A 22,445-nucleotide genomic window follows, 5' to 3' on the forward strand; every position below is an offset into this window, starting at 1 on the left:
AGGCCGGTACGCGGCAAGGGCTTGCGACTCACCGAGACGCGGTGAAATATTCCTTCACATGACCGCCGCAGCGAGCTCAGCCGACGGTGGAGCCAAACACCTCGTCGCGTACCGCGTCGAGGGCGGTGCGCAGCGCGCCGTGCAGGATCGGCTCCTCGGTCAGCCCGGTCGGCACCACTCGCGGCTGAACCAGGGTGATCGCCGCGACCTCCTGCTGCACCCGGTCGGCGAGCGCCGCGCCACCGGCCTGGCCGACCTCGCCGGCGAGCACTACCAGCGGTGGGTCCAGCACCACGCAGGTGCTGGCCACGCCGAGCGCGAGCCGACGGGCCAGTTCGTCGAGCATCGGGCCGCCGTCGGCGCCGGCCGCGACGGCCGCGCGGACCGCCTCGGCGGCGTCGGCGTCCGGGTAGCCGTGCTCGCGGGCCACAGCGCGCACCGAGTCCGCACCGATCAGCTGCTGGAAGGCCGGCTTGGCGCGACGGGAGACGTCGCGCGGAATGGGCGCGCCGGGCACCGGCAGGTAGCCGATCTCGCCGGCCGCGCCGCTGCTGCCGTGGTGCAACCGCCCGCCCAGCATGATCGCCAGACCGACGCCGGCGCCCACCCAGACCAGCACGAAGTCCGACAGCCCCTGCGCTGCGCCGGACTGCGCCTCGGCCACCGCGGCCAGGTTGACGTCGTTCTCGAAGACCACCGGTGTGTGCAGGTCGTCCCGCAACGCGGCGAGCAGACCGCTGTGCCAGCGGGGCAGGTTGAAGGCGAAGGTGATGTCGCCGGTGCCGGGGTCGACCAGGCCCGGCGTACCGAGCACGATCCGTCGTACGGTGCTCAGCTGCGCCTGGGCGCTGCTCGCCGCCTGCACTACGGCGTTGTGCACCACGCCCACCGGGTCGTCGGTGTCCCGGGTCGACTGCTCCACCCGGCCGATGACCGCACCGGTGATGTCGGCGCAGGCGGCCACCACCCGGTCCGGCCCGACGTCCACGCCGACGACGTGCGCGCTGCCCGGGCGGACGGCGTAGAGCTGGGCGTTCGGCCCCCGCCCGCCGGCCTGCTCGCCGACCCGCGCGACGAGGCCGCGCTCCTCCAGCCGCTCGACCAGTTGCGAGGCGGTGACCTTCGACAGCCCGGTCAGCTCGCCGATTCGGGCCCGGGTCAGTGGGCCGCGCTCGATGAGCAGTTCCAGCGCGGCACGGTCGTTGAGCGCCCGCAACAGGCGGGGGGTGCCGGGCAGCCGGGTCGCACTCATGACACGTCCTCTAGTTTTAGTAAACTTTGCTAACTGTAAACCGACCTGCGAACGGGTAGCCGTAGCGTAACGGCCACCCGGCGGTGGGACGCTCCGCCGAGTCGGCAGGGCCAGGACCACCACCGGTACGACGTTTCGTACCCGCGGGGCACCGAAGGGGGAAGATCACGTGGGGTTGGATCCAGGACTGCGCCGGCTGGCGCTGGGCACGCTGCTGGCCGCGTACCCGGGACCGGTCCCGCCCGACTGGGCGGTCGACCTGCTGGCCGACGGGCTGGCCGGGCACACCCTGTTCGGCACCAACGTGCACGACCCCGCGCAGCTGGCGGCGAGCACCGCAGCGCTGCGCGCCGGTCGACCGGACGCGCTGATCGCGATCGACGAGGAGGGTGGCGACGTGACCCGGCTGGCGCACGCCACCGGCAGCCCGTACCCCGGCAACGCCGCCCTCGGTGCGATCGGCGACGTGGCGCTCACCCGACGGGTCTACCAGTCGATCGGCGCCGAACTGGCCGCGCTCGGCATCACCGTCAACCTCGCCCCCACCGTCGACGTCAACACCGCCGACGACAACCCGGTGATCGGCACCCGGTCCTTCGGCGCGGATCCGGTGCGGGTGGCCGCCCACTCGGCCGCCGCCGTGGCCGGGTTGCAGGCCGCCGGCGTGGCCGCCTGCGCCAAGCACTTCCCCGGGCACGGCGCCACAGTCACCGACTCCCATCACGAACTGCCCACGGTGGACGCTCCGCTGGGCCTGCTCCGCCAGCGGGACCTACCGCCGTTCGCGGCCATCGTCGCCGCCGGGGCGCGGGCCGTGATGACCGCGCACATCCGGGTGCCGGCGCTCACCGGCGCCGACCCGGCCACCTTCAGCCGGGCCGTCCTTGTCGACCTGCTGCGCACCGAGTACGGCTTCACCGGCACCGTCATCACCGACGCGCTGGAGATGAAGGGTGCCGCGGTGGCCGCCGGCGGGGTCGGGCCGGCTGCGGTCCGGGCCCTGAGCGCGGGTGCCGACCTGCTCTGCATCGGCGCGAAGGTCGACGCCGAACTGGTCGAACGGGTGGCCGCCGAGATCGTCGACGCGCTCGCCGACGGCCGCCTCGCGCGGGCGCGGGTCGAGGAGGCGGCCGGCCGCGCCGCCGATCTCGCTGCCTGGACCCGGGCCGCCAGCGGGTCGCCGGCCATCGGTGACCCCGAGCTGGGGTACGCGGCGGCGCGCCGAGCGGTCCAGGTGGATGGCCTGCTCACCGGCCTGGACCAGCCCCTGGTGGTGCAACTGCACACGGAGTCGACGATCGCCGAGGGTCGAGTGCCGTGGGGCCTCGGTCCGCACCTGGACGGGGTGCCGGAGATCCGGGTGATCGCCGCCGAGACCGAACCGGCCACGCTGCGTGGATTGGCGGGCGACCGTCCCATCGTCCTGGTCGGACGACACCTGCACCGGCTGCCCGGCGGCCCGGAGCTGATCGTCGACCTGGCGGCCCAGCACCCGGTGACAGTGGTGGAGATGGGTTGGCCGGCACAGTGGCGGCCCGCGGGCGTCCGCGCCTTCGTCACCACCTACGGCGCGAGCCACGCCAACGGTCGCGCGGCGGCCGAGGTGCTCGGCCTGGCCGGCTGAGTCACGGCGTTCTCCGGCCGGGGGTGAAACGCTCGGCCGGATGCCGCGCCTTCAGCGCGCCCCAGAGTGTCCACAGTCACTGGACGCCACTTCTTGAACATGTTCAACACCGGCCCTAGTCTGATGACGTCGGTAGTTGAACACGTTCAAGAAGGGCGTCCACATGGACATCAAGGTCTGGATGTACGTGATCTACCTCGCGGTCAGCGTCGGCCTGACCATCTGGGTGGCCCGAGCGCTGTCCCGCAACGGGCAGGTATTCCTGGAGGAGGTGTTCGCCGAGGAACGGCTCGCCCGGGCGGTCAACCGCCTCCTGGTGGTCGGCTTCTACCTGCTCAATCTCGGCTACGTCACGGTGGCGATGAAGCACTCCGGCCCAATCGATTCGACCAGCCAGGCCATGGAGGAACTGTCTCTCAAGATCGGCTTGGTGCTGCTGGTGCTCGGCGCGCTGCACTTCTTCAACGTCTTCGCGCTCGGCCGCTACCGCCGAAACCGACTCCGTCAGCTCGCCACCCACCCCCCGCTCGCCCCGATCGGCCGACTCCCCATGCCGTCCACCCCAGCCGGATCGCAATTGGTCGGTGCGTACCCGGGCGGACCGCAGCCGACCGGCGCGCACCCGGCCGGACCCCAGCCGACTGGTCCGCAGCCGGGCGTCGGCCCGACGAACAACCCACCAACCCGATGACCGTGCCCCCGACCGACGGCGTCGGTCGGCTCCCGGATCCCACCGCTCACTCCGGCGGTGGGATCCGGGGGTTCACCGTCCTGTTCGACGCGGCCTGCCCACTCTGCCGCGCCGCCCGCCGCTGGTTGTCGTCCCGCGCCCAGCTCGTACCCTTGGAGTTCGTGCCGGCCGGGTCCGCCGAGGCCCGGCGGCGCTTCCCCGGCCTGGACCACGATGCGACGCTGCGCGACCTCACCGTGATCGCCGACACCGGCGAGGTGTACGCGGGCGACGGCGCCTGGTTCGCCTGCCTCTGGGCGCTGACCGACCATCGGTCCACGGCCGAGCGGCTGGCCCGACCGCATCTGCTGCCCCTCGCCCGGCAGACGGTGGCCGCCGCGTCGGCGATCCGGGAGCGGATCCGCGACCCGTGGGCCGCACCGACCGACGAACCGGCGGGATACGGTGACCCCGATGACCGAGCAGCCTGCGCAGACGACCACTGCGGGTGATCCAGCCACCGCCCGAGGCGAGCAGACCCGGCAGCTGATCCGGGACACCGCGATGCGGCTGTTCCGCGAACGCGGATACGCCCAGACCACCATGCGGGCGATCGCGCAGGAGGCCGGCGTGGCGGTCGGCAACGCCTACTACTACTTCGGCTCCAAGGACCACCTGATTCAGGAGTTCTACGCCCAGTCCCAGGTCGAGCACCGGGCCGCCGCGCAGCCCGTGCTCGATCGGGAGGAGGCGTTCGGTCCCCGGCTCGCCGGAGTGCTGCACGCGGGGATCGACGTGTTGACGCCCTCGCACGGATTCGCGGCGACCTTCTTCAAGACGGCGGCGGAGCCCACCTCCCCGCTGAGCCCCTTCTCCGCGGAATCCTCCGGCCCCCGACAGGCGGCCATCGACCTTTTCGGCGAGGTGTTGACCGGCTCGACGGCCAAGGTCGACGCCGAGCTGCGCCCACAGCTGCCCGAGCTGCTCTGGCTCGCGTACATGGGCGTGATCCTCTACTGGGTGCACGACCGATCGCCGGGCCAGACCAAGACCCGCCAGCTCATTGACGGGGCCGTACCGCTGATCGATCGGCTCGTGGCGCTGTCCCGGCTCCGGGTCCTGCGGCCGGTGACCCGACAGGTGCTCGACCTGATTCGCACGCTCCGTCACTGACCCGGCCGACACCCCTCGATCGGCGAAGAAGCAGGTCAAGTCCGCTTTTCGACACTCCGAACCGACAGCTTCAGCCTTGCCCCGAGCCGGTTAGATACGTAGCGTGATCGACACGTAGCGGCTCGCCCTTGGCGGCGGCCGTTACACCCGGAACCGGGGCCTGGGGGGAGGTTGCGGACCGTGGATCCGGCCCGGGATCCACGGTCCGCGCCCAATGCCCGCTCAGCGCGGATAGACCCCGTACGCGCGCCAGCCCCGGTCCGGGAAACCCGCCGCGTCGGCGACCCGGGCCGAGGCGTGATTGTCCCGCTCGTGCAGATAGGTGGGGACCGCCCCCTCGTCGAGCACCCGCCGTGCCGCCTGGGCCACCAGTCGGCGGGCGAGGCCGCGCCCCTGAGCGGCCGGCACGGTGCCGACGGCCAACTCGTGCCCGTACGCGTCGTGCCGCTTGATCCCGGCACCGGCCAAATAGGCGCCGTCCGGGTCACGGACCACCAGCACCGGCCGGTCGAAGAGTCGCAGCCACGGCGGCAGCCCGGTGGCGGTCGGCTCGGTCCACTCCCCCACGTCGGGCAGCGGCGCGGGTGCCACGGTCCACCGGAAGGGGCCGTCGTGTACGCAGAATTCGGGCCGGCCGACGGCCTCCGGCAGCGCGGCGAGCAGCCGGGTCGGCGTACGGCGAATCAACTCGCGGATCGCCGCCGCTCGGTCCGGCGCCACGGAGAGCACGGCACTCTGCCCGGAGTCCACGGCGAGCGCGGGGCGCAGCCGGCCATCCCAGGCCGGTGCGGTCCGCCGCTGCGAAGCGACCACGTGCAACCCCGGCCCGGCCGGCCACTGGCCGAGCCAGGTGGCCAGGTGCAGGTGCAGCCGCCGGTCGAGCATGCGCACCTCCCCGTCACCCCGACCCGTCGTGGATCACCGTACGCCGGACCGCAGGGCCGGGCGCAGGATACGTCAGGGCCGAGTGGGAAGGGGGTGCGGGAACCGGGCGTGCGAATCGACCGTCATATGTATTTCCATACCTGGACACCTTTGTTTGGGACGGTGAACGCATGCCGATTCAGCCGAGCGACCACTACCAGCAGGACCCCGAGCGACTCTGGCAGGCGGCGGAGGCCGTCGGAGGCAATCCACCCCAGCCGCGCTACCGGAACCCGCGGACAATCGGCGGCGACTCCCTGTCGTGGGCCGGCCTGAACAAGCTGTCCGTCGGCAGCTCCAGTCGACACCGCCTGAACACCCACTGAAGCACCACCGGTTGGGTGGCACCGAAGGGCAGCCCCTGACGTTCGGGGCGACACACCGGAGGAGGTCCAGCGGCGGCTTTCGCACACCTGTCGGGTAATTTCTTGTGGTCCGCCATCCCGGCCTACGACAGGAGAAGCTCCGCGCATGGGCAAGAAGACGATCCACGTCTCCGACTTCACCGGCACGGTTCTGCAGCAGGACGACGAGGTGGTCCGCGTCGTCGTGCTGGAGCACCCGGACCTGGTCGCCGGGCCCGTGCAGTTGGACGCCACCCCGGGCGAGGTGGAGAACATCGACGATGCCGCGCTGGACGTGGCGGTGGTGGAGATTCACGACCGGCACGGTGGCGGCGAGCCCCGCCGGGTGGTGTTGACCGCCAGCGAGTTCGACGCGATGGCCACCGACGTGCCGATGGCGCAGCTGCTGAAGACGGCCGAGCGGGTCCGCCCACCCAAGGCCCGCAAGACCACCGAGAAAATCGACTACGGCACGCTGGAGCACGCCGGCAAGCCACACCGGGGCCGGGTGACCGAGGAGGAGGCCCGTCTGGTGCGCGAGCAACTCGACGAGGTCAACAAGCGCCTCGCCGACGCGGGCGTACGCCAGATCGACCCGGCCGATCCGGAGCACGCCCTGCGTTACGGCTTTCCTGAGGCGTCCTGACCCCGGGTTCTCACTTCTTTCCGACGGCGGCGGCGAGGGCGGCGGCCAGGTCGGCCTCGACCGTCGCCTTGTCCAGGCCGAGGTTGGTGAGCACGCCGGCGCCGTCCTCCTGCTCCAGCAGGGCGAGCAGGATGTGCTCGGTGCCGATGTAGTTGTGCCCGAGGCGCAGCGCCTCTCGGAAGGTCAGCTCCAGCGCCTTCTTGCCGCGCGCGTCGTACGGGATGAGGTCCGGAACCTGCTCGGCCCGTGGTGGGAGGACGGCACCCACCGCCTCCCGCACCGCCTCGGGGGTGGCACCGCGACCAGCCATCACCCTGGCGGCCAGCCCTTCCGGCTCGGCCAGCAGGCCCAGCACCAGGTGCTCGGGGCCGATCTCGGCGTTGCCGCTGGCGCGGGCCTCCTCCTGCGAAGCCATCACCACGTTGCGGGCGCGCGGGGTGAACCGGCCGAAGCCGGCGTTGGGGTCCAGCGCGGCTGCGTCGGTCGCCTTCGGCACGAAGCGCTTCTGGGCGGCCTGCTTGCTGACCCCCATGCTGCGGCCGATGTCGGTCCAGGAGGCGCCCGAGCGCCGGGCCTGGTCGACGAAGTGCCCGATCAGGTGATCGGCGACCTCGCCGAGGTGATCGGCGGCGATGACCGCGTCGGTGAGTTGGTCGAGCGCGTCGGTGTGCGCCGTCTTGATCGCCTGGATCAGGTCGTCGAGCTTGACGGTGTTACCGATCTGGAGAGGATCTGTCATGCGTCAACCATAGGTTGACGCATCCATCACGTCAACCCTGAGTTGACGACTTCAGCTCGGCTCAGGCGGCGTACTCCGGCAGGAGTCGAGCGACGGCCGCTGGCGAGGGCATGGCGGCGACCTCCTCGGCGAGAGCGCGGGCCGCGTCGCGCTGCTCGACGTTGGCGTGCTGCGGCAGCAGACGGTGGGCCTGCTCGGCGATGGCGCTCGCGTCCACCTCGGCGGGAAGGAGCCGCAGGGCGACACCGGCGGCGGCGAGCGTGTCGGCGTTGGCGAACTGGTCGGCGCCCTGCGGCAGCAGCAACTGCGGTACGCCAGCCGCGAGCGCGCCGAGGGTGGTGCCGCTACCGCCGTGGTGCACCACCAGGTCGACGAGCGGCAGCAGCTCCGCCTGCGACACCCACGGGTGCACGCTGACGTGGTCAGGGATCTCGCCCAGTTGTTCCAGGGGCACCCGGCCCGCCGCGACCACCACGTCGGCGTTCAGCGCCGCCAGGCCGGCGATGGCGGTGCGCAGCAGCTCCGGCGTGCCGAACGCGGTGCCGAGGGTCAGATAGATCAACGGTCGGGACATTCGACGGCTCACCCGTTCGGGCAGCGGGGCCCGTGTGGAGAAGGCGACCGGTCGCAGCTCGATCCGACGTTCGGTGGCGAGGAAGTCCTTGTCCTGCAGCGAGGGCGGCCAGATGTCCAGGTGCGGCCGACCCACGACCTCGGCGTTCCTGGTGGGCAGTTCCAGGCCGATGCCCTCGGGAAACATCCGGCCGAACCCGTGCCACAGGCCCGGGATCCCGGCCCGGTGAGCCGCCACGGCCGCCCCCGGCAGCCCCCACTCGTGCACCACCAGGTCGGGCCGCAGCCGCGCCAGCTCCGGTGCGAGATCCTCGGCGTACACCTCGTAGAAGGCGTCGCCGGGCCGGAACGGCCGCAGGCCGTGCGCGGCGAGCGGTGCGTGCACTTCAGGACCGGCGGCGAAGTGGACCTCGTGCCCGGCCTCCCGGGCGGCGATCGCCAGCGGGATCAGCGGATAGGTGTGACCGACGGACGCAAGACTGGCGAACAGCACGCGCATGGCGTCGGACCCTACCGTCCGCACCGTGGGTCCGGCGCGTCCGGCGGTCCGTATACGGTGGGCTCCGGTCGAGCGCGGTCACCGGTGGGAAGGGCGGTCATGCGTCTGCACGTGGGGTGCGCGATGTGGAGTCACCGGTCGTGGCCGGGCCACCGGCTGCCGCCCACCGAGCGCCTGCGGCACTACGCCAGTTGGTGCGACGCCGTGGAGGGCAACACCACGTTCTACGCGACACCCGCCCGGGACACCGTGGCCTCGTGGGCCGCCCAGACGGATCCCGACTTCCGGTTCGTCCTCAAACTACCCAAGGTCATCACGCACGAACGCCGGCTCACCAACGTCGACGAACCGCTGCGCGTCTTTCTGAACACCATCGAACCGCTCGGCCCGCGCGCCCACGCCCTCTGGATCCAACTGCCCGGCTCGTTCGCTCCCGCCGACGTCCCGGCCCTGGGCCGTTTCCTGGAGCAGCTTCCGCAGTCCCACCGGTACGCGGTGGAGGTCCGCCATCCCGCGTTCTTCAGCGACCCCCGCGCGACCCGGCTGCTCGGGGCGACCCTCGCCGCCGCCCGCGTTGAATGGATCCCCTTCGACACGACCGCCTTCTTCGCGAGCCCGCCGACCAGCGACGCGGAGCGGGACGCCTGGACCAGGAAGCCCCGCGTGCCGCTCCGGTCCGTCGCGCTGACCGACCGGCCGATCGTCCGCTACCTCGGTCGCGACGACTCGACGCGCACTGTCGGGGGGTGGCAGCGCTGGGTCGACGTGACAGCCACCTGGCTCCGCGAGGGACGGTCGCCGACGATGTTCATCCACACCCCGGACAACGCCGACGCGCCGGCGCTCGCCCGCCGGTTCCACGACGAGGTACGAGCACGCGTACCCGGGCTCGACGCGTTGCCCGAGCCGATCCCGGTCGAGCCGTTGACGCTGTTCTGACGTGAACGGTCAGCGCTGCTGGTCGAGTGGCCGCCGTTGCGGCGGTCCAGCAGCGCGCCGAAGATGCTCGGCGAGTCGAAGCGGGGCGCGCAGAACCAGTCGACAGTGCCGTTCGTGCTGATCAGGGCGGCGGTCTGTAGATCACCGATCAGACCGTGGTCCTCGACTGCCGGGTAGCTGTCCACGCTGTCCCCCGCCACTCGTACTGGCAATGGCGGCGACTACCCGGGAACCGACGAGAAATGCGGTCCGCCGCCCGACACGGTCGAGACCCGCCGCTCATTGCGGAAGCAGAGCTTCCGCAACCGTCGATAGCGTCACCACCAACGACATCGACGAGAGGACACCTCATGAGCCTGCGAGGATTTGCCACACTGAACATCTGGGCGGACGACGTGACGGCAGCCACCGCGTGGTACGCGGACTTCCTCGGCGTCGAGGCGTACTTCATGCGCCCCGGCCCCGACGGACGCCCGGCCTACACGGAGTTTCGCATCGGGGACTACCAGGCCGAACTGGGCATCATCGACCGCAGGTACGCGCCAGCCGGCGCGGCGACCGGACCGGGCGGGGTGGTGATGCACTGGTGCGTCGACGATCTCGACGCCACCGTGGAGCGGCTGTTGACGATGGGTGCCACGGAGTACCAGCCGATCACTCCGCACGGCGACGAGGGGTTCATCACCGCGGCGGTCGTCGACCCGTTCGGCAATGTGCTGGGCGTCATGAAAAACCCGCACTACCTCGACGTCCTCGCCGCGCTGAAGGCGCCCTGATCTGGACGCGCTCGATTCTCCCGACCGCGTGGCGGGCATCCGCCGCTTACCCGGCGAAGGCGAACCTATCCGGCGAGTGGGCCGACTGGTGTGGGTGTCCGGTCAGTGGGCGGGGTTCGGCGTGTGCGGGAGTTTGCCGAGTTGGCGCCAGTTCGTCTCGGCGACGTCGACACCGTAGTGCTTGGCGGCGGCGAGAATGTTCTGGAAGGCCAGGTCGCGGTCCTTGTCGGTGACGCCCTGCACCTGGTCGAACCGGGCGATGGCGTTGCGGACGTGGCCGGCATCGGTCATCGGTTCCTTGCGTTTCTCAGGGAACGCGAAGACGCTCTCCGGCAGCTCACGCTTGTCCTTGTCCGACAGGCCGCCGTGCTTCTCGTGGGGCTTCCAGGTCGACGTCATCGCCCAGCATTACCCGCACACTGTCCGACGGCACCTCCGAAGCCGACATTTTCCGGACCACCGCCACCGACAAGATCCATATCATGTCGGCAGGGCAGCGCGACGATGAAGCCCTTCGTACACCGTCCTATGTGGAGTGCGAGCATGGCCGACATGGATATCTACGAGGACGCCCGTACGGTGTCACGCTCCGACCTGGCAGCCTGGCTGCGTCAGCTGGCCCACCAGCTGGAGTCCGATGGGCGGCTCTTCTACGGCGCGGCGGGCGCGGTGACCGTCGCGGACACGGTGCGCTGCGAGCTGGAGATCGAACGGGAGAGCGAGACCGAGGTGACCGTCGAGATCGAGTTCTCCTGGACCGAGCCCGCGCGCGTCAAGGTGGCGAACGAGGGGGAGCCCTCAAAGGACGACGAGGCCGCCCAGGCGACCGAGGCCACGCCGGAGGCCGCCAGCTAGCGACGCCGGCAGCGCTGACCCGGGCACCACCAAGATCTGCGTTCAGGGGCATCACACCTGCGGCAACTACGGTTGTCAGACGTAGCCGGGGCCAGGCCCGTGTCGGCCTGGCCCCGGAGTCCGATCGGTCAGCTACGCAGCGTCCACTGCTGGTTCGTGCCGCCGTTGCAGGACCAGAGGATGACTTTGGTGCCGTTGGCGGTGGCGGCGCCATTGGCGTCGAGGCAGAGCCCGGACTGGGCGTTCGTGATGGTGCCGTTGGTGTTGACATTCCACTGCTGGTTGAGCCCGCCGTGGCAGTCCCAGATGATGACCGCGGTGCCGTTGGCCGTGCCGGCCCCGGAGGCGTCCAGGCACTTGTTGCCGTACACGGTCAGCTGCTTGCTGGCGGTCTGGGTCCACCGCTGGTTGGTGCCGGTGGAGCAGTCCCAGAGTTGCGTCTGAGTGCCGTTGGTGGTCGACGAGTTGGGCACCTCGACACAGCGACCGGACTGACCACCCACGAGTTGCCCGTTGCCCGTACCGCTGCCACCGCCCTGCTGCTGCCGGACGATCGAGGTCGACTCGGCCGACCGGTTGCCCTGTGCGTCGACGACGTAGAGCCGGTACTCGCCCTGGGTGGCCGGCACGGCGATGGACGTGGCGGTGCCGGCGGCCCTGGTCATCGTCGCCCCGGCGGTGAAGGTGGTCGTGCCGGACGGAGCCAACCAGACCGACTTGGTGGCGTCGCCGATGCTCCGGATCGGGATCGACGCGGTGGCACTGGCGACGAAGGTGCTGGCCGGCAGCACATAGTTCGGTGCGGAGAAATTGCTCGCCGGAATGATGTCCCGGTACGCGTCCTCAAGGCCGGAATTCGCGGCGATGCCATAGGCCGCCGCCGGCCAGACATAGTCGGAGGAGACGAGGATGTCGTTGACGGTGCTGTTCGGCAGGTTCTTGTTCGAGACCTTGTTGATCGGGCCGTAGATCTGCGTGATGCTCAGATCGTGCTTCCGCCCGAAGTCGTCTGAGTTGATCATCCAGGTGACGTTCTTGTCGATACTCAGCACGTTGTCGCGGAACGTGATGAACGCCGATCCCTCGTCCGGGTGCAGTCCGTACTTGTGCCCTGACGGGACGCCCTGGAGATAATTGTTGGTGATGGTGGTTCCGGGCTGGCTGCCGAGCGTGTAGATGGGAGCCGTGTCGCTCAGACGCTGCACCGTGTCGATGATGTGGTTGTAGCTGATGGTGTTGTTTCTCGCCGTCGTGGTCGGTCGGTTCGGCACGATCGAGCCCGACGACCCGTCGAAGTTCCACCAGCCCCAGCCGAGCGTGATGCCCGACCACGGGGCCTTCTCGATCCGGTTGCGCTGGATGCTGAGGGTGTCGGCGAAGTACGCCGAGATGGGGCTGTGCCCGTTGAACAGGACCGCGCTGTCGTAGAGGTAGTTGTTCTTGATGTCGATGTTCTTCGGCAGCCCCTCGACCGACGCGGAGTACTTCTCCCGGTTGGTCGACGTGCCGTCCCCGATGTAGACGTGCTGGGGATGGCCGACGGTGATGGCGGACCCGGCGATGTCGTTGGTGGTGTTCCCGATCAACTGGGTGCCCTGCACGTCGTTGACCATGTTGATTCCGTCGGCGCCGGTGTGCTCGATCCGGTTGCGTTGCAGCAGGAGGCCGTCGGCGTTCTGGATCTGGATGATGCCGGGGGTGACATCCACGTTGCGGTAGTAGTAGACGTGGAAGTTGCCCTTCGCGTACACCTGCGCTCCGAGATTGCCCTGCTGCGCCTGCTTGAAGGACGAACCGGCGACGTTGAACAGGTTCCAGTCCGAGTGCCGCACCGTCAGACCGGAGAAGGTGATGTTGCGGGCATGGCTGGTCGTCGAGGTGCCGGCGACCCGGAGCACTGTGGTGACGTTGTTCGGCGCGTAGACCGTCGCGGTCGACATGTTCTCGGCGCTGGCCTTGTAGTAGTAGACCGTCTTGGTGCCCTTGTCGAAATAGAACTCACCGGGCGCGTCCAGGAACTCGTACGCGTTCATGAGTTTGTGGGTGCCGCCGACCTGGGCGTTGCCGTTGAACGCGCCCTGCGCGATGGCGGCGCCAGGTTGCTGGAAGAGGGCGACCCGGTTCGCGCCGTCGGAACTCGTGGTCACCTGGCGAACCCCCACGATGGCAGTGGTCCAGGTCGTACCCGTCTCGATCTCGATGTCGTCCTGGTTGCGCGGGACGGCGGGGAAGTCGTTCAGGCTGTACTTGGCGCCGTCGCACTGCGACCCCGACTCCCAGGCCCACGAGGCCTGGTTGGCCGTGATGTTGTACGTCCCGTAACAGCCCGCCGAGCTGATCGTCTTCGACGCCATGTACGCGCGCTTGTCATTGACGTAGAGCGCCCGCAGCTTGTTGGCGCGGTCGAGCGGCGCCTTCCAGATGTTGCCGCTGTGCTGGCTCCACCCGGTCACCTGGACGCCGCCGTCGAGGACTGGCTTCTCATCGGGGTAGGCCGCGTAGCTGACCCGGAATCCGTTGGTGCCGGAGTCGCTCGGCCCGAATTCGACAGTGCTGCTCACCGGATAGGTTCCGCCACGGAGATAGACGTTCACGTCGCCGGTCATGTTCGTGTTCACCGTACGAACGACGTCCCGGGCACGTTGCAAAGTCCGGAATGGCGACTGCAGGCTGCCCGGGTTGGCGTCGTTACCGTCCGGGGCGACATAGTAGGTCGCCTGGACTGCGGCCGAGGCCGGTAGTTGGTTTGTCAGCACTGCCGGCAGTGTGGCGGCGACAAGCGCCGCCACCGCCAACACTGACATTCGAGCGGTGGATATGGCTGACTTCACGTCTGTTCCTCTCACTGGTCGTCGATGTGGTGCCCAAAGTGCGTATCGAGCGACGAGTAAGAAACAGCGACGCCACTAAGGGCCGGCGGGGACTTCCGTCGCCCCGACCGCACTCTTTGTTAACCGCCCCGAAATTCTTACTGGGAGCGTAGGTCACACGTCTGACCAATGCAACCGGCAATTGGAGGGCGTCTATACAGAAATGCCCCCGGATCGGGCAGATCAACCATGCTGGCCTCTCACCCCCGCCGACGTCGTCCGACGAATCCGCAGCGACGACACGGGCTCCGCCGTCGAGGTCCGTTTGGAGCTGAATCGTCTACGACATCACCGACAGCCGGTCCTCTCGAACAGCTCCCGCCACAAAGCCCCACGCGATCCCCCCGCGCGACCTCCGCCAGGCGGTTCGCCCGCGCGGTTCGTCGGGACACCATCGAGACGCCGTGACGCCCGAAAGACTCCGAAATTTTCGGCTGCCTCACGAGCCGAGGTGGCACCCCGGGCCTGCCCACGTCAGGCGCACCGCACCCTCGCCAGCCGGCCCAGCGACCCGTATGTGCGCACGGATCACACATTGACTTGCGTTAATGTTCTGCTTACAGTCACCAGCAAAATACCGAAAGTTTACCGAAAAGTAGCCCGGAGGTCCGGCCACCTTCCGCAGGTCGCCACGCAGCGACGGCGGCCTGGCGTCGGTCCGCTCCGGCGTGAACCAGGAGGAACCCCAGCGATGTCGCAGCTCGTCCTGTTCGCGATCGACATCTGCGCGGTGGCGCTGCTCGTCTTCGGGCTCTACTTCCCCCGGCACCGCCGGCGCGACCTGGTCGTCGCCTATCTGGGGGTCAACGTCGGCGTCCTCGCGGTGGCGAGCGCGCTGAGCGCCAGTGACGTCGGGGCCGGGCTCGGGCTCGGGCTGGCGCTGTTCGGAGTGCTCTCCATCATCCGACTCCGGTCGACGGAGCTCGATCAGCACGAGGTCGCGTACTACTTCTCCGCTCTCGCACTGGGGATTCTCGGCGCACTCAGCACCACCTCGGTCTGGCTCAGCGGAGGCCTGATGGCACTCATCGTCGCGGTGATGTTCGTCGGCGATCACCGAAGGCTGCTCCGGCACTACCGGCACCAGATCATGGTGCTCGACTCCGCCGTCACCGATCACGTCGCTCTCGTCGCCCAGCTGGAGCAACTTCTCAACGCCCGGGTGCACAACGCCATCGTCCAGCGGCTCGACATGGTCAACGAGACCACAGTGGTCGACGTCCGATATTCGGTCGCCCGGCGCAGCGCGGCGGCCGGCACCAGCAAGTCGGTACGGGCTGGAGCGCTCCGATGAGCGCGCCACCGCTGGCGACGCTGGCGCCGATCGCACTCGCCGAGGTGATTGACCGGGCAGCGCTGCAGTGCAGGGTGGACCGCAAGTACGTCATCACGGTGGACGAGTTGCCGCATCTGCTGGACCAGCTCACCCCGTACGCCCGGGTGCTGGACATCGATGGTGAGCGCAGCTTCCGGTACGAGTCCGTGTACTTCGACACGCCCTGCCTGGCCAGCTACCACTGCGCCGCGTACCGGCGGCGCAGGCGCTTCAAGGTACGGACCCGGACCTACCTCGACTCCGCGCAGTGCTGGCTGGAAGTGAAGATCAGCGGCGCACGCGGACGGGTCACCAAACACCGACTGCCGTATCTCGCCGAGGACCGCCGCACCGTCCGGTCCGGGCGCGGGTTCGTCAACGATGTGCTCGACCGGGAGTCGATCCTGTCCAACCTAACCGGCAGCCCGCTGGAGCCGGTGCTGGTCACCAGCTACCGTCGCTCCACTCTGCTGCTGCCCGCAACCGCGAGCCGGGTCACCATCGACACCGGGCTCACCTGGCAGGACGACGACCAAACCCTGCGACTGCCCGGCATCGCCGTGGTCGAGACCAAGACCAGCTCGGCCCCTTCGCTGGTCGACCGTGCGCTGTGGCAGCGCGGGACCCGGCCCGTACGCATCTCGAAGTACGCCACCGGTCTCGCGGCTCTCCGCCTGGACCTTCCAGATGTGCCGTGGCGACGGACGCTACGCCGCCATTTCCGCGCCGACCCGTCCTCGGCGCTCCTGGAGTTGCCCGTTCCCACCCGATCAGAACAGGAGGCATCGTGCGCATGACCACCCGCAACACCGGTCTTCCGGTAGCGGCCCTTCGTGCCGCCGGGATCGCCGCCACCGCCGTGTTCGTCGCAGGCCTCCTCGTGGTGTCTTCGCCACCGGCCGGCGCCGAACCCGTCGCCGCCGCCCAGGCCGCCCAACCGGTCACCGAACTCCTCGCCGGCACCCCGGCCGCCGATGCCGCCGTCGCACCGGCCGCGGCAGACGACCTGGTCGGCGACATCACCTTCTCGGTGCCCAGCGGCACCTTCCAGGGGGAGGTGGCGGTGACGCTGAGCAGCACGGTCAGCGGTGCCCAGATCCGCTACACCACCAACGGGCAGCCGCCCACCGCCCAGTCGCCGCTCTATTCGGGCTCGGCGCTGCGCTTCACCCGCACCACCCAGTTGCGGGCACAGGCGTTCGTCGGCCAGACGCCGACGGGTGCGCCCGGGACCGCCATGTACGCCGCCCAGAACGTCACCACCGCACACGACCTGCCGGTGGTACTGATCGACTCGTACGGTGCCGGCCGGCCAGACCGTGAGTACTTCGACGCCACCACAATGATCTTCGAACCGACGGGCGGCGGCACCACATCGTTGGCGGCCGCCCCGACGCTCAGCACCCGAGCGGGATTCCGGCTGCGCGGCAACTCGTCGGCGACATTCGAGAAGACGCCGTTCCGCGTCGAGTTCTGGGACAACGAGAACGACGACGCCGACCACCCGGTGCTGGGCATGCCCGCCGACTCCGACTGGGTGTTGCGCGGTCCGTTCCCCGACAAGGCGCTGATCCGTGAGGCGCTCGTCTACGACCTCGGACGCGAGATGGGGCTGCCGGCTCCGCGCTACAGGTTCGCCGAGTTCTACCTCAACACGGACGCCGGTCCGGTGGGTGCCGGCGACTACATGGGCGTCTACATGTTCATGGAGACGATCAAGAACTCCAAGGACCGCCTCGACCTCAAGCAGTTGGACTCCGACGATGTGACACTGCCGAAGATCCAGGGCGGGTACATCTGGAAGTTCGAGTGGATGGCGGCCGAGGAGCCCACGTTGCCGTGCACCGGGCCGGCGGCCACCTGTTGGAACTACCTTGAGGTCGCCGACCCGTCGCCCCTGCAACCGCAGCAACGGGACTGGCTGCGCGGTCACCTCCAGGAGTTCAACGACGTGCTGCACTCGTCGAACTTCGCCGACCCGACCACCGGATACCGCAAGTACATCGACGTCGACTCGTTCATCGACCTCATGATCGTCAACGAGCTGAGCCGGGAGATGGACGCCTACGTCCGCAGCTCGCACTTCTACAAGGACCGGGACAGCAAGATCTTCGCGGGTCCGCTGTGGGACTTCGACCTCAGCTTCGGCGTCGGTGGATTCTTCGCCAACGACCAGGTGTCGGGCTGGCAGCACCAGCAGACCCGGCAACCGTCGGCCAACGACTGGTTCGCCCAGTTGCTGCGCGACCCCGCGTTCGTCAACCAGGCCCGAGCGCGCTGGCAGACGCTGCGACGGGGCCTGCTCTCCGACGCCGCGCTCCAGACCCGGATCAACGCTCTCGCGACCCCGCTGACCAACGCGGCCCAGCGCAACTTCCAACGCTGGCCCAACCTGACGTCGCCGACCGTCAGCTTCTTCCGCACTCCAACCTCGCCCACCTGGCAGGGGCAGGTCCAGGTCATGCGGGACTGGATGCTGCGACGCGCCGCCTGGCTGGATTCCACCGCCGGCTGGGGCGGGTCCGTCACCACACCACCACCCACCACCCCACCACCCACCACACCCCCGCCCACCACCCCGCCGCCGGCGGCCGGCTGCACCGCGACGTACGCGGTGACCAGCCAGTGGACCGGCGGCTTCCAGGGCGAGGTACGGGTCACCGCGGGAACCTCGGCGATCACCAACTGGACCGTGACGTGGACCTTCGCCGGTGGCCAGAGCATCGCCCAGGCCTGGAACGCGACAGTCACGAGCCAGGGCTCGGCGGTCACCGCCCGCAACGTCGCCTACAACGGGGCACTCGGTGCCGGCGCCAGCACCGCGTTCGGATTCCTCGGCTCGTCCACCGGCACGCCCAGCACACCGACGTTGACCTGCACGGCGAGTTGACCAGCCAACGGGCCCGGGGCCGGGTCGACGATCGACCCGGCCCCGGGCCTCGGTCACCTGATGGAGAACTCCGCCAGCCGCAGCGGGGAGTCGAACACCAGGTACACGTCGTGGGTGCCGACGGCCCGGGTCAACTCGGTGCTGGTGCTGACGTAGCGGTAGTCGTCGCCGGTGCTGGGCACCGTGGCCGTGCCGAGCAGCCGGCCGGTGGGCGACCCCATCCGGATCTGGATCGTGCCGGCGCCCGCACCGGCCTTGGCGACCTTCGCGGTGAAGGTGCGCGCGCCGGCACGCAGCGCGGAACCGTCAAAGGAGATCCATTGACCGGCGGCGGTGGCACCGACAGCCGTACCGCTGGGTTTCGTCTCGTCAACGAGCCGGACCCCCGCGTACCTGTCGAAGTTCTCCGCCCTGGTGGGCCGGGACAGGTCGCGGGCCGGGATGGTCTCCCCGCGGACGCGGACGGCGGCGCGGGCCCGGATGTCCTCGACGGACGCCCCGACCATCAGGTCGTGGACTGACGACTCGACCACCCACTTGCTGCGGGTGACGTCCCAGTGCGCCAGGTCGGCGGCGGGCAGGCGCAGGGTCACCGTACGGGTCTGCCCGGGCGCGAGTTTCACCTGTTGGAACGCCTTGAGCTGGCGGATCGGGGTGGTGTCCCGCGAGGTGCGCTGGTGGGTGTAGAGCTGAACGACCTCGGTCCCGGCCCGGCTGCCGACGTTCGTCACGTCGACGCTGGCCGTGATGGTGCCGTCGGCGGCTACCGACTGCGCACCGGCACGCAGTTGGCCGTAACGGAAGCGGGTGTACGACAACCCGTGGCCGAACGGGTAGAGCGGCTTCGCGCGGCTGTACAGATAGGTCTGCCGGGACGAGATGATGTCGTACTCCAGCAGGTCTGGCGGTAGTTGCGAGTCCGAGCGGTACCAGGTCTGGGTGAGCCGGCCGGACGGGTTGCGGTCGCCGAAGAGGACGTCGGCGACGGCGTGACCGGTCTCCGCTCCCGCGTGGGTGGTCCAGACGATGGCCGGTACGTGCTCCTGCTCCCATCGGATGGTGACCGGGTAGCTGGTCTGGAGCACGAGCACGGTCCGCGGGTTGGCAGTGGCCACGGCCTTGACCAGCGCCTCCTGGCCGGCACTCAGCGCCGTGGAGGTCCGGTCGTGCGCCTCGCGGCCGTTGATGAACGGGTTGCTGCCGACCACCAGCACGGCGGTGTCGGCGGCCTTGGCTGCTGCCACGGCCCTGTCGATTCCGCTGCTGATCACCTCGCGACTGAAGTGGGTCGCGGCGGCCGGGGTCGATGCGCCGAGCTTGAGGGCTCCGTCGTCGCCGATGGTCACGTACGTGTCGGCGCCGAACCAGCTCTCCTTGGTCTCATAGCCGGCGTAGCGCAGCACCACTGTGCCGTCGGCCTGCGGCTCCAGCTTGAACTGCTGCTGGACGTACCAGCCGTTCGGTTGTTCGTCGCGGGTGACGAACGGCCCCCAGTTGTAGCCGAGGTAGCGGCCGTTGGCGGCGTTGCGCAGCGTCACCACATCCTGCCCCCAGTCGACAACGTCGAACTGGGCGACGAGCGCCGGGGTGGCGCCGGTCCCGAGGACCGGGTTGGCGTCGGTGGTGCCGGTGGCCGAGACATACCGGCCGGTCGACACGTCCTTCAGCGCGATCCGGTCCGCCCCGTCGAGCCCGCTCACACTGGCCGAGCTGCCCAGCCGTTCGCGGATGCCGCCGAGCGCCGTCACCTGGTACGGCAGGTCGCCGCCGTACCAGTCGGAGTAGAGGGTGTCGGCCAGCGGGCCGAGCACCGCCACCTTGCGGGTCCGGGCCGGGTTCAGCGGTAGCGCCTGCCGCTCGTTCTTCAGCAGCACCATCGCCTCGCCGGCGGCCTGCCGGGCCAGTCGCTGGTGTTCGGGGCTGTTGATGACGTCCGGGGTGATGCCGCCGTACCGGCCGCCGCCCGGGTCGAACTCACCCAGCCGGAACCGGACGGTCAGAATCTCGCGGATGCGGGCGTCGATGTCCGCCTCGGTGAGCAGGCCGGTGGCGAGGGCGTGTTTGATAGCGGTGATGGTGGGCTGCGCGTTCGTGTCGTCGGTGATGAAGCTGCTGAGTCCGGCCTTGATGATCGCCGCGTTCGCCTCGGCCTGGGTGGGGTAGTACTGCTGGGAGGCGACCAGGTTGTTCGGCGCCCAGGCGTCCGTGACGTTCATCAGGGTCTGGTCGGTCCAGCCGCGGACAACAGTGGCCAGGTCCGGGTCCACGGTGGCCGGACGCCCGTTGACCAGGTTGTACGCGGCCATCATCCCGGTCGCCGCGTCGGCGGCGATGGCCGGTTTGAAGGCGGCGCGGTCGTACTCGTTGAGCACCCGAGGCGGCACGTTCGAGGAGGTCACGTCCCGCCGGACCTCGTTGTTGTAGGCCAGGTAGTGCTTGAGGGTCGGTGCGCTCTTCAGGTGGTTCGGGTCACCGCCGGTCATTCCCGACCCGTACGCGGTCGAGATGGCCCCGGTGAGCAGCGGGTCCTCGGAGTAGCCCTCCTCGTTGCGGCCCCACCGGGGGTCGCGCAGCAGGTTGACCACCGGCGCCCAGAGGTTGAGCCCCCAGACCCGGGGGTTCTGCGCGTGGTAGCCGCGCGCCTCGTCGCCGACGGCCGAACCGACCTGCCGGATCAGGTCGGTGTTCCAGGTGCTGGCCATGCCCACCGGCTGGGGGAAGGCGGTGCCGCGAGCCTTGACCACCGCGCCGTTGTTGTCGATGTCGGTGGACCAGGCAACCCCGTGCAGCGCCTCGGTGCCGGTCTTGAACAGGCCGATGCCCAGCCGGGGAATGGCCGGCTGGTACTGGTGCAGCCAGGAGATCTTCTCGTCCTGGGTGAGGCGGCCGAGCAGGTCGTCGACCCGGACGTTCACGGGTAGGTGGGGATCTCGGAACGGGTAGGTGGGTTCGGCGAGCGCGGTGCCGGGAACGGCCGGTAGGGCTAGCAGGGCAAGCGCGAGCACGGTGATTCCGCGCCGAAGGCGCCAGTTCCGCATGCGGTTCTCCTCATGTCGTACGACAGACGCCCAGCGGGCGCCCAGACCGACGTGACCAGGCTCGACACCCGGCTGACGGGCCTGAACGACGAATCGTCGAAGCGCTTCGACGATTCGGCCGCGTCACCACGGCCATGATTGTTGTGGTCCGCGAACTATAGATGGACGACAATGACTCGGCAATACCGCTTGCCTACTGGCCCCCGCCGGCAACCTCGACAGTCAGACCGGCACCGCCATCGTCGACCTGTTGCTGAGGCCGCGCGACGAGCTGGGCTTCAGGATTTCCTCCAGAACCACGTGGTAGCCGTGGTCGAGCGCGAACCGGACGGTCTGCCCGATCAATGCTGGTGCGACGCGGACGCCCACGGCGCCCCCTCGCGTCGGAGCTGACAGTTCACCAGTGGTAGAGCACATTCACGGTCAGTGCGGCCACCACGGTGACGAAGGCTACGGCCCATCCCACCAGCTGCCGGGAGCCGACGCGCAGGTGCGCGATGAGCGCGCCGATGAAGTACAGCACCAGCCCGGCGGCGGCGAGAGTGCCCAGCAGCGGTACGGCGAAGCCGGCCAGCAGCCCCAACGAGCCTGCGGCCAGCGCCAAGCCCAACCGCGGCACCCACGAGCGCGGCACACGCTTCATGTCCGCCTGCGCCTTCGGGTAGTCGTGGCCGATCAGGTAGGTGACGGCGGCGACGCCGGTGAAGACGCCCAAGAACTACGACCTGTTCTGGGAGACCGACAAGCCGCTCGCCCCGGCGCCGGCGAAGGCCGACGAGGCGACGATGCCCTCCTGCGAGAGCAGCAGGCAGATCGACCGGCCCAGCAACGTTCGCTACGACCTGATGTCGAACATGGTGCGGGCACTCCAGTACGCGTACACCCCACGCCTCGACGAGCCACCGGCGGGCGTACGGGAGTTGCCCGAGGTCGGCCACTGCTACACGCCGAGCTGGGTCCACACCCGGACGACGGGCAACGGGAGCGGAGTGATCCGCCACTACGGCAAACTGCGGTTGCAGATGCACAGCCGGTTCCGGCTGAACTCATCCGCGGCCTGGCAGAACCCCCGCACCGCCGACCACACCTGGCCGGACGAGCAGTTCTACCAGGTCTACTGCGAGTTCTTCAGCTGCAACAGCCAGACGACGCCCGAGCAGGGTGAACACGGCGGCGCGGCTGCTCCAGGCGTACACCCGGTTGGGTCTGCCCAACGCCCTCGACTCGGACGACGTGTTGTCCGCGAACCTGTTCGGGCGGTACCAGATTCCGGTGAACATGCCGACCGACGCCAAGATCGGTAATGCCAGATGACCGC

General features: G+C 69.5%; 21 protein-coding genes and 2 pseudogenes. 13 read left to right on the forward strand and 10 right to left on the reverse strand.

The window, feature by feature from the left end; genetic code table 11:
* Window positions 1–76 precede the first annotated feature (76 nt).
* The gene (locus ACIA47_RS04420; protein ID WP_396705451.1) at window positions 77–1,252 is read right to left on the reverse strand and encodes an ROK family protein; all 1,176 of its coding nucleotides are present in this window, start codon (window positions 1,250–1,252) and stop codon (window positions 77–79) included.
* A gap of 169 nt (window positions 1,253–1,421) precedes the next feature.
* Here ACIA47_RS04420 and ACIA47_RS04425 point away from each other — a divergent pair, with 169 nt between their 5' ends.
* From ACIA47_RS04425 to ACIA47_RS04440, 4 genes are all read left to right on the forward strand, one after another.
* On the forward strand, window positions 1,422–2,876 hold the full coding sequence (locus ACIA47_RS04425) for a glycoside hydrolase family 3 N-terminal domain-containing protein (RefSeq protein WP_396705453.1): 1,455 nt from the start codon (window positions 1,422–1,424) through the stop codon (window positions 2,874–2,876).
* A 136-nt stretch (window positions 2,877–3,012) separates the two neighbouring features.
* Window positions 3,013–3,567, forward strand: coding sequence for a hypothetical protein (locus tag ACIA47_RS04430; RefSeq protein WP_396705455.1), 555 nt, complete (start codon window positions 3,013–3,015; stop codon window positions 3,565–3,567).
* On the forward strand, window positions 3,564–4,058 hold the full coding sequence (locus ACIA47_RS04435) for a thiol-disulfide oxidoreductase DCC family protein (protein ID WP_396705457.1): 495 nt from the start codon (window positions 3,564–3,566) through the stop codon (window positions 4,056–4,058). The genes ACIA47_RS04430 and ACIA47_RS04435 overlap by 4 nt, the downstream gene beginning before the upstream one ends.
* Window positions 4,021–4,719 carry a TetR/AcrR family transcriptional regulator gene (locus tag ACIA47_RS04440; protein ID WP_112582130.1) on the forward strand — a complete coding sequence of 233 codons (699 nt, stop codon included), beginning with the start codon at window positions 4,021–4,023 and terminating at the stop codon, window positions 4,717–4,719. The genes ACIA47_RS04435 and ACIA47_RS04440 overlap by 38 nt, the downstream gene beginning before the upstream one ends.
* 222 nt (window positions 4,720–4,941) lie before the next feature.
* Here ACIA47_RS04440 and ACIA47_RS04445 read toward each other — a convergent pair whose 3' ends face one another.
* The gene (locus ACIA47_RS04445; protein ID WP_396705459.1) at window positions 4,942–5,604 is read right to left on the reverse strand and encodes a GNAT family N-acetyltransferase; all 663 of its coding nucleotides are present in this window, start codon (window positions 5,602–5,604) and stop codon (window positions 4,942–4,944) included.
* Between the two features lie 170 nt (window positions 5,605–5,774).
* On the opposite strand from ACIA47_RS04445, the gene ACIA47_RS04450 reads away from it, so the two are divergent.
* Entirely contained in the window at window positions 5,775–5,969 is a 195-nt protein-coding gene (locus tag ACIA47_RS04450; protein ID WP_112638482.1) for a DNA repair protein, read from the forward strand.
* Window positions 5,970–6,114: 145 nt separating this feature from the next.
* Window positions 6,115–6,633, forward strand: a complete 519-nt coding sequence (locus ACIA47_RS04455; RefSeq protein ID WP_203122260.1) for a hypothetical protein — start codon at window positions 6,115–6,117, stop codon at window positions 6,631–6,633.
* A 10-nt stretch (window positions 6,634–6,643) separates the two neighbouring features.
* Here ACIA47_RS04455 and ACIA47_RS04460 read toward each other — a convergent pair whose 3' ends face one another.
* Complete coding sequence (locus tag ACIA47_RS04460) at window positions 6,644–7,372, reverse strand: Clp protease N-terminal domain-containing protein (protein ID WP_396705462.1); 729 nt, start codon at window positions 7,370–7,372, stop codon at window positions 6,644–6,646.
* Window positions 7,373–7,433: 61 nt separating this feature from the next.
* The gene (locus tag ACIA47_RS04465) at window positions 7,434–8,444 is read right to left on the reverse strand and encodes a glycosyltransferase (protein WP_396705464.1); all 1,011 of its coding nucleotides are present in this window, start codon (window positions 8,442–8,444) and stop codon (window positions 7,434–7,436) included.
* 123 nt (window positions 8,445–8,567) lie between these two features.
* On the opposite strand from ACIA47_RS04465, the gene ACIA47_RS04470 reads away from it, so the two are divergent.
* A complete protein-coding gene (locus tag ACIA47_RS04470; protein ID WP_396706362.1) occupies window positions 8,568–9,383 on the forward strand; it encodes a DUF72 domain-containing protein in 816 nt (271 codons plus the stop codon).
* Between the two features lie 8 nt (window positions 9,384–9,391).
* Here ACIA47_RS04470 and ACIA47_RS04475 read toward each other — a convergent pair.
* A pseudogene (locus ACIA47_RS04475) lies at window positions 9,392–9,568 on the reverse strand (trehalase-like domain-containing protein); the annotation flags it as partial.
* Between the two features lie 165 nt (window positions 9,569–9,733).
* Here ACIA47_RS04475 and ACIA47_RS04480 point away from each other — a divergent pair.
* Window positions 9,734–10,159 carry a VOC family protein gene (locus ACIA47_RS04480; RefSeq protein ID WP_203122256.1) on the forward strand — a complete coding sequence of 142 codons (426 nt, stop codon included), beginning with the start codon at window positions 9,734–9,736 and terminating at the stop codon, window positions 10,157–10,159.
* 102 nt (window positions 10,160–10,261) lie between these two features.
* Here ACIA47_RS04480 and ACIA47_RS04485 read toward each other — a convergent pair whose 3' ends face one another.
* Window positions 10,262–10,558: a DUF6582 domain-containing protein gene (locus ACIA47_RS04485; protein WP_203122254.1), complete on the reverse strand. Its 297-nt coding sequence runs from the start codon at window positions 10,556–10,558 to the stop codon at window positions 10,262–10,264.
* Window positions 10,559–10,702: 144 nt separating this feature from the next.
* Between ACIA47_RS04485 and ACIA47_RS04490 the strand changes: the two genes are divergently transcribed.
* Complete coding sequence (locus ACIA47_RS04490; RefSeq protein WP_396705466.1) at window positions 10,703–11,014, forward strand: amphi-Trp domain-containing protein; 312 nt, start codon at window positions 10,703–10,705, stop codon at window positions 11,012–11,014.
* A gap of 128 nt (window positions 11,015–11,142) precedes the next feature.
* Here ACIA47_RS04490 and ACIA47_RS04495 read toward each other — a convergent pair whose 3' ends face one another.
* A complete protein-coding gene (locus tag ACIA47_RS04495) occupies window positions 11,143–13,818 on the reverse strand; it encodes an RICIN domain-containing protein (RefSeq protein ID WP_396705468.1) in 2,676 nt (891 codons plus the stop codon).
* Window positions 13,819–14,575: 757 nt separating this feature from the next.
* Here ACIA47_RS04495 and ACIA47_RS04500 point away from each other — a divergent pair.
* From ACIA47_RS04500 to ACIA47_RS04510, 3 genes are read left to right on the forward strand one after another with little or no spacing between them, the layout of a single operon-like run.
* Complete coding sequence (locus ACIA47_RS04500) at window positions 14,576–15,178, forward strand: DUF4956 domain-containing protein (RefSeq protein ID WP_091393400.1); 603 nt, start codon at window positions 14,576–14,578, stop codon at window positions 15,176–15,178.
* Window positions 15,175–15,996 (forward strand): polyphosphate polymerase domain-containing protein, encoded by an 822-nt coding sequence (locus tag ACIA47_RS04505; RefSeq protein WP_203122247.1) that lies wholly within the window; start codon window positions 15,175–15,177, stop codon window positions 15,994–15,996. The genes ACIA47_RS04500 and ACIA47_RS04505 overlap by 4 nt, the downstream gene beginning before the upstream one ends.
* Window positions 15,993–18,089 (forward strand): CotH kinase family protein, encoded by a 2,097-nt coding sequence (locus ACIA47_RS04510; protein ID WP_396706364.1) that lies wholly within the window; start codon window positions 15,993–15,995, stop codon window positions 18,087–18,089. The genes ACIA47_RS04505 and ACIA47_RS04510 overlap by 4 nt, the downstream gene beginning before the upstream one ends.
* A gap of 53 nt (window positions 18,090–18,142) precedes the next feature.
* Here ACIA47_RS04510 and ACIA47_RS04515 read toward each other — a convergent pair whose 3' ends face one another.
* The 3 genes and pseudogenes from ACIA47_RS04515 to ACIA47_RS04525 all read right to left on the reverse strand — a co-directional run bounded on the left by ACIA47_RS04515 (window position 18,143) and on the right by ACIA47_RS04525 (window position 21,842).
* Window positions 18,143–21,127, reverse strand: a complete 2,985-nt coding sequence (locus ACIA47_RS04515) for a glycoside hydrolase family 3 C-terminal domain-containing protein (RefSeq protein WP_396705471.1) — start codon at window positions 21,125–21,127, stop codon at window positions 18,143–18,145.
* Window positions 21,128–21,382: 255 nt separating this feature from the next.
* Window positions 21,383–21,481: pseudogene (locus tag ACIA47_RS04520) on the reverse strand (kinase); the annotation flags it as partial.
* Between the two features lie 43 nt (window positions 21,482–21,524).
* Window positions 21,525–21,842, reverse strand: coding sequence for a DoxX family protein (locus ACIA47_RS04525; RefSeq protein ID WP_396705473.1), 318 nt, complete (start codon window positions 21,840–21,842; stop codon window positions 21,525–21,527).
* Here ACIA47_RS04525 and ACIA47_RS04530 point away from each other — a divergent pair.
* Window positions 21,829–22,431 (forward strand): hypothetical protein, encoded by a 603-nt coding sequence (locus ACIA47_RS04530; protein WP_396705475.1) that lies wholly within the window; start codon window positions 21,829–21,831, stop codon window positions 22,429–22,431. The genes ACIA47_RS04525 and ACIA47_RS04530 overlap by 14 nt on opposite strands.
* Window positions 22,432–22,445 lie beyond the last annotated feature (14 nt).

Source organism: Micromonospora sp. NPDC051227 (genome assembly GCF_044455385.1).
Lineage (GTDB): Bacteria > Actinomycetota > Actinomycetes > Mycobacteriales > Micromonosporaceae > Micromonospora.

Bases quoted from the DNA above. Each gene is read 5' to 3' on its own strand.
- ACIA47_RS04420 (WP_396705451.1), bottom strand. From the start codon at position 1,252: ATGAGTGCGACCCGGCTGCCCGGCACCCCCCGCCTGTTGCGGGCGCTC.
- ACIA47_RS04435 (WP_396705457.1), top strand. From the start codon at position 3,564: ATGACCGTGCCCCCGACCGACGGCGTCGGTCGGCTCCCGGATCCCACC.
- ACIA47_RS04440 (WP_112582130.1), top strand. From the start codon at position 4,021: ATGACCGAGCAGCCTGCGCAGACGACCACTGCGGGTGATCCAGCCACC.
- ACIA47_RS04445 (WP_396705459.1), bottom strand. From the start codon at position 5,604: ATGCTCGACCGGCGGCTGCACCTGCACCTGGCCACCTGGCTCGGCCAG.
- ACIA47_RS04450 (WP_112638482.1), top strand. From the start codon at position 5,775: ATGCCGATTCAGCCGAGCGACCACTACCAGCAGGACCCCGAGCGACTC.
- ACIA47_RS04455 (WP_203122260.1), top strand. From the start codon at position 6,115: ATGGGCAAGAAGACGATCCACGTCTCCGACTTCACCGGCACGGTTCTG.
- ACIA47_RS04460 (WP_396705462.1), bottom strand. From the start codon at position 7,372: ATGACAGATCCTCTCCAGATCGGTAACACCGTCAAGCTCGACGACCTG.
- ACIA47_RS04465 (WP_396705464.1), bottom strand. From the start codon at position 8,444: ATGCGCGTGCTGTTCGCCAGTCTTGCGTCCGTCGGTCACACCTATCCG.
- ACIA47_RS04470 (WP_396706362.1), top strand. From the start codon at position 8,568: ATGTGGAGTCACCGGTCGTGGCCGGGCCACCGGCTGCCGCCCACCGAG.
- ACIA47_RS04480 (WP_203122256.1), top strand. From the start codon at position 9,734: ATGAGCCTGCGAGGATTTGCCACACTGAACATCTGGGCGGACGACGTG.
- ACIA47_RS04485 (WP_203122254.1), bottom strand. From the start codon at position 10,558: ATGACGTCGACCTGGAAGCCCCACGAGAAGCACGGCGGCCTGTCGGAC.
- ACIA47_RS04490 (WP_396705466.1), top strand. From the start codon at position 10,703: ATGGCCGACATGGATATCTACGAGGACGCCCGTACGGTGTCACGCTCC.
- ACIA47_RS04495 (WP_396705468.1), bottom strand. From the start codon at position 13,818: ATGTCAGTGTTGGCGGTGGCGGCGCTTGTCGCCGCCACACTGCCGGCA.
- ACIA47_RS04500 (WP_091393400.1), top strand. From the start codon at position 14,576: ATGTCGCAGCTCGTCCTGTTCGCGATCGACATCTGCGCGGTGGCGCTG.
- ACIA47_RS04505 (WP_203122247.1), top strand. From the start codon at position 15,175: ATGAGCGCGCCACCGCTGGCGACGCTGGCGCCGATCGCACTCGCCGAG.
- ACIA47_RS04510 (WP_396706364.1), top strand. From the start codon at position 15,993: ATGACCACCCGCAACACCGGTCTTCCGGTAGCGGCCCTTCGTGCCGCC.
- ACIA47_RS04515 (WP_396705471.1), bottom strand. From the start codon at position 21,127: ATGCGGAACTGGCGCCTTCGGCGCGGAATCACCGTGCTCGCGCTTGCC.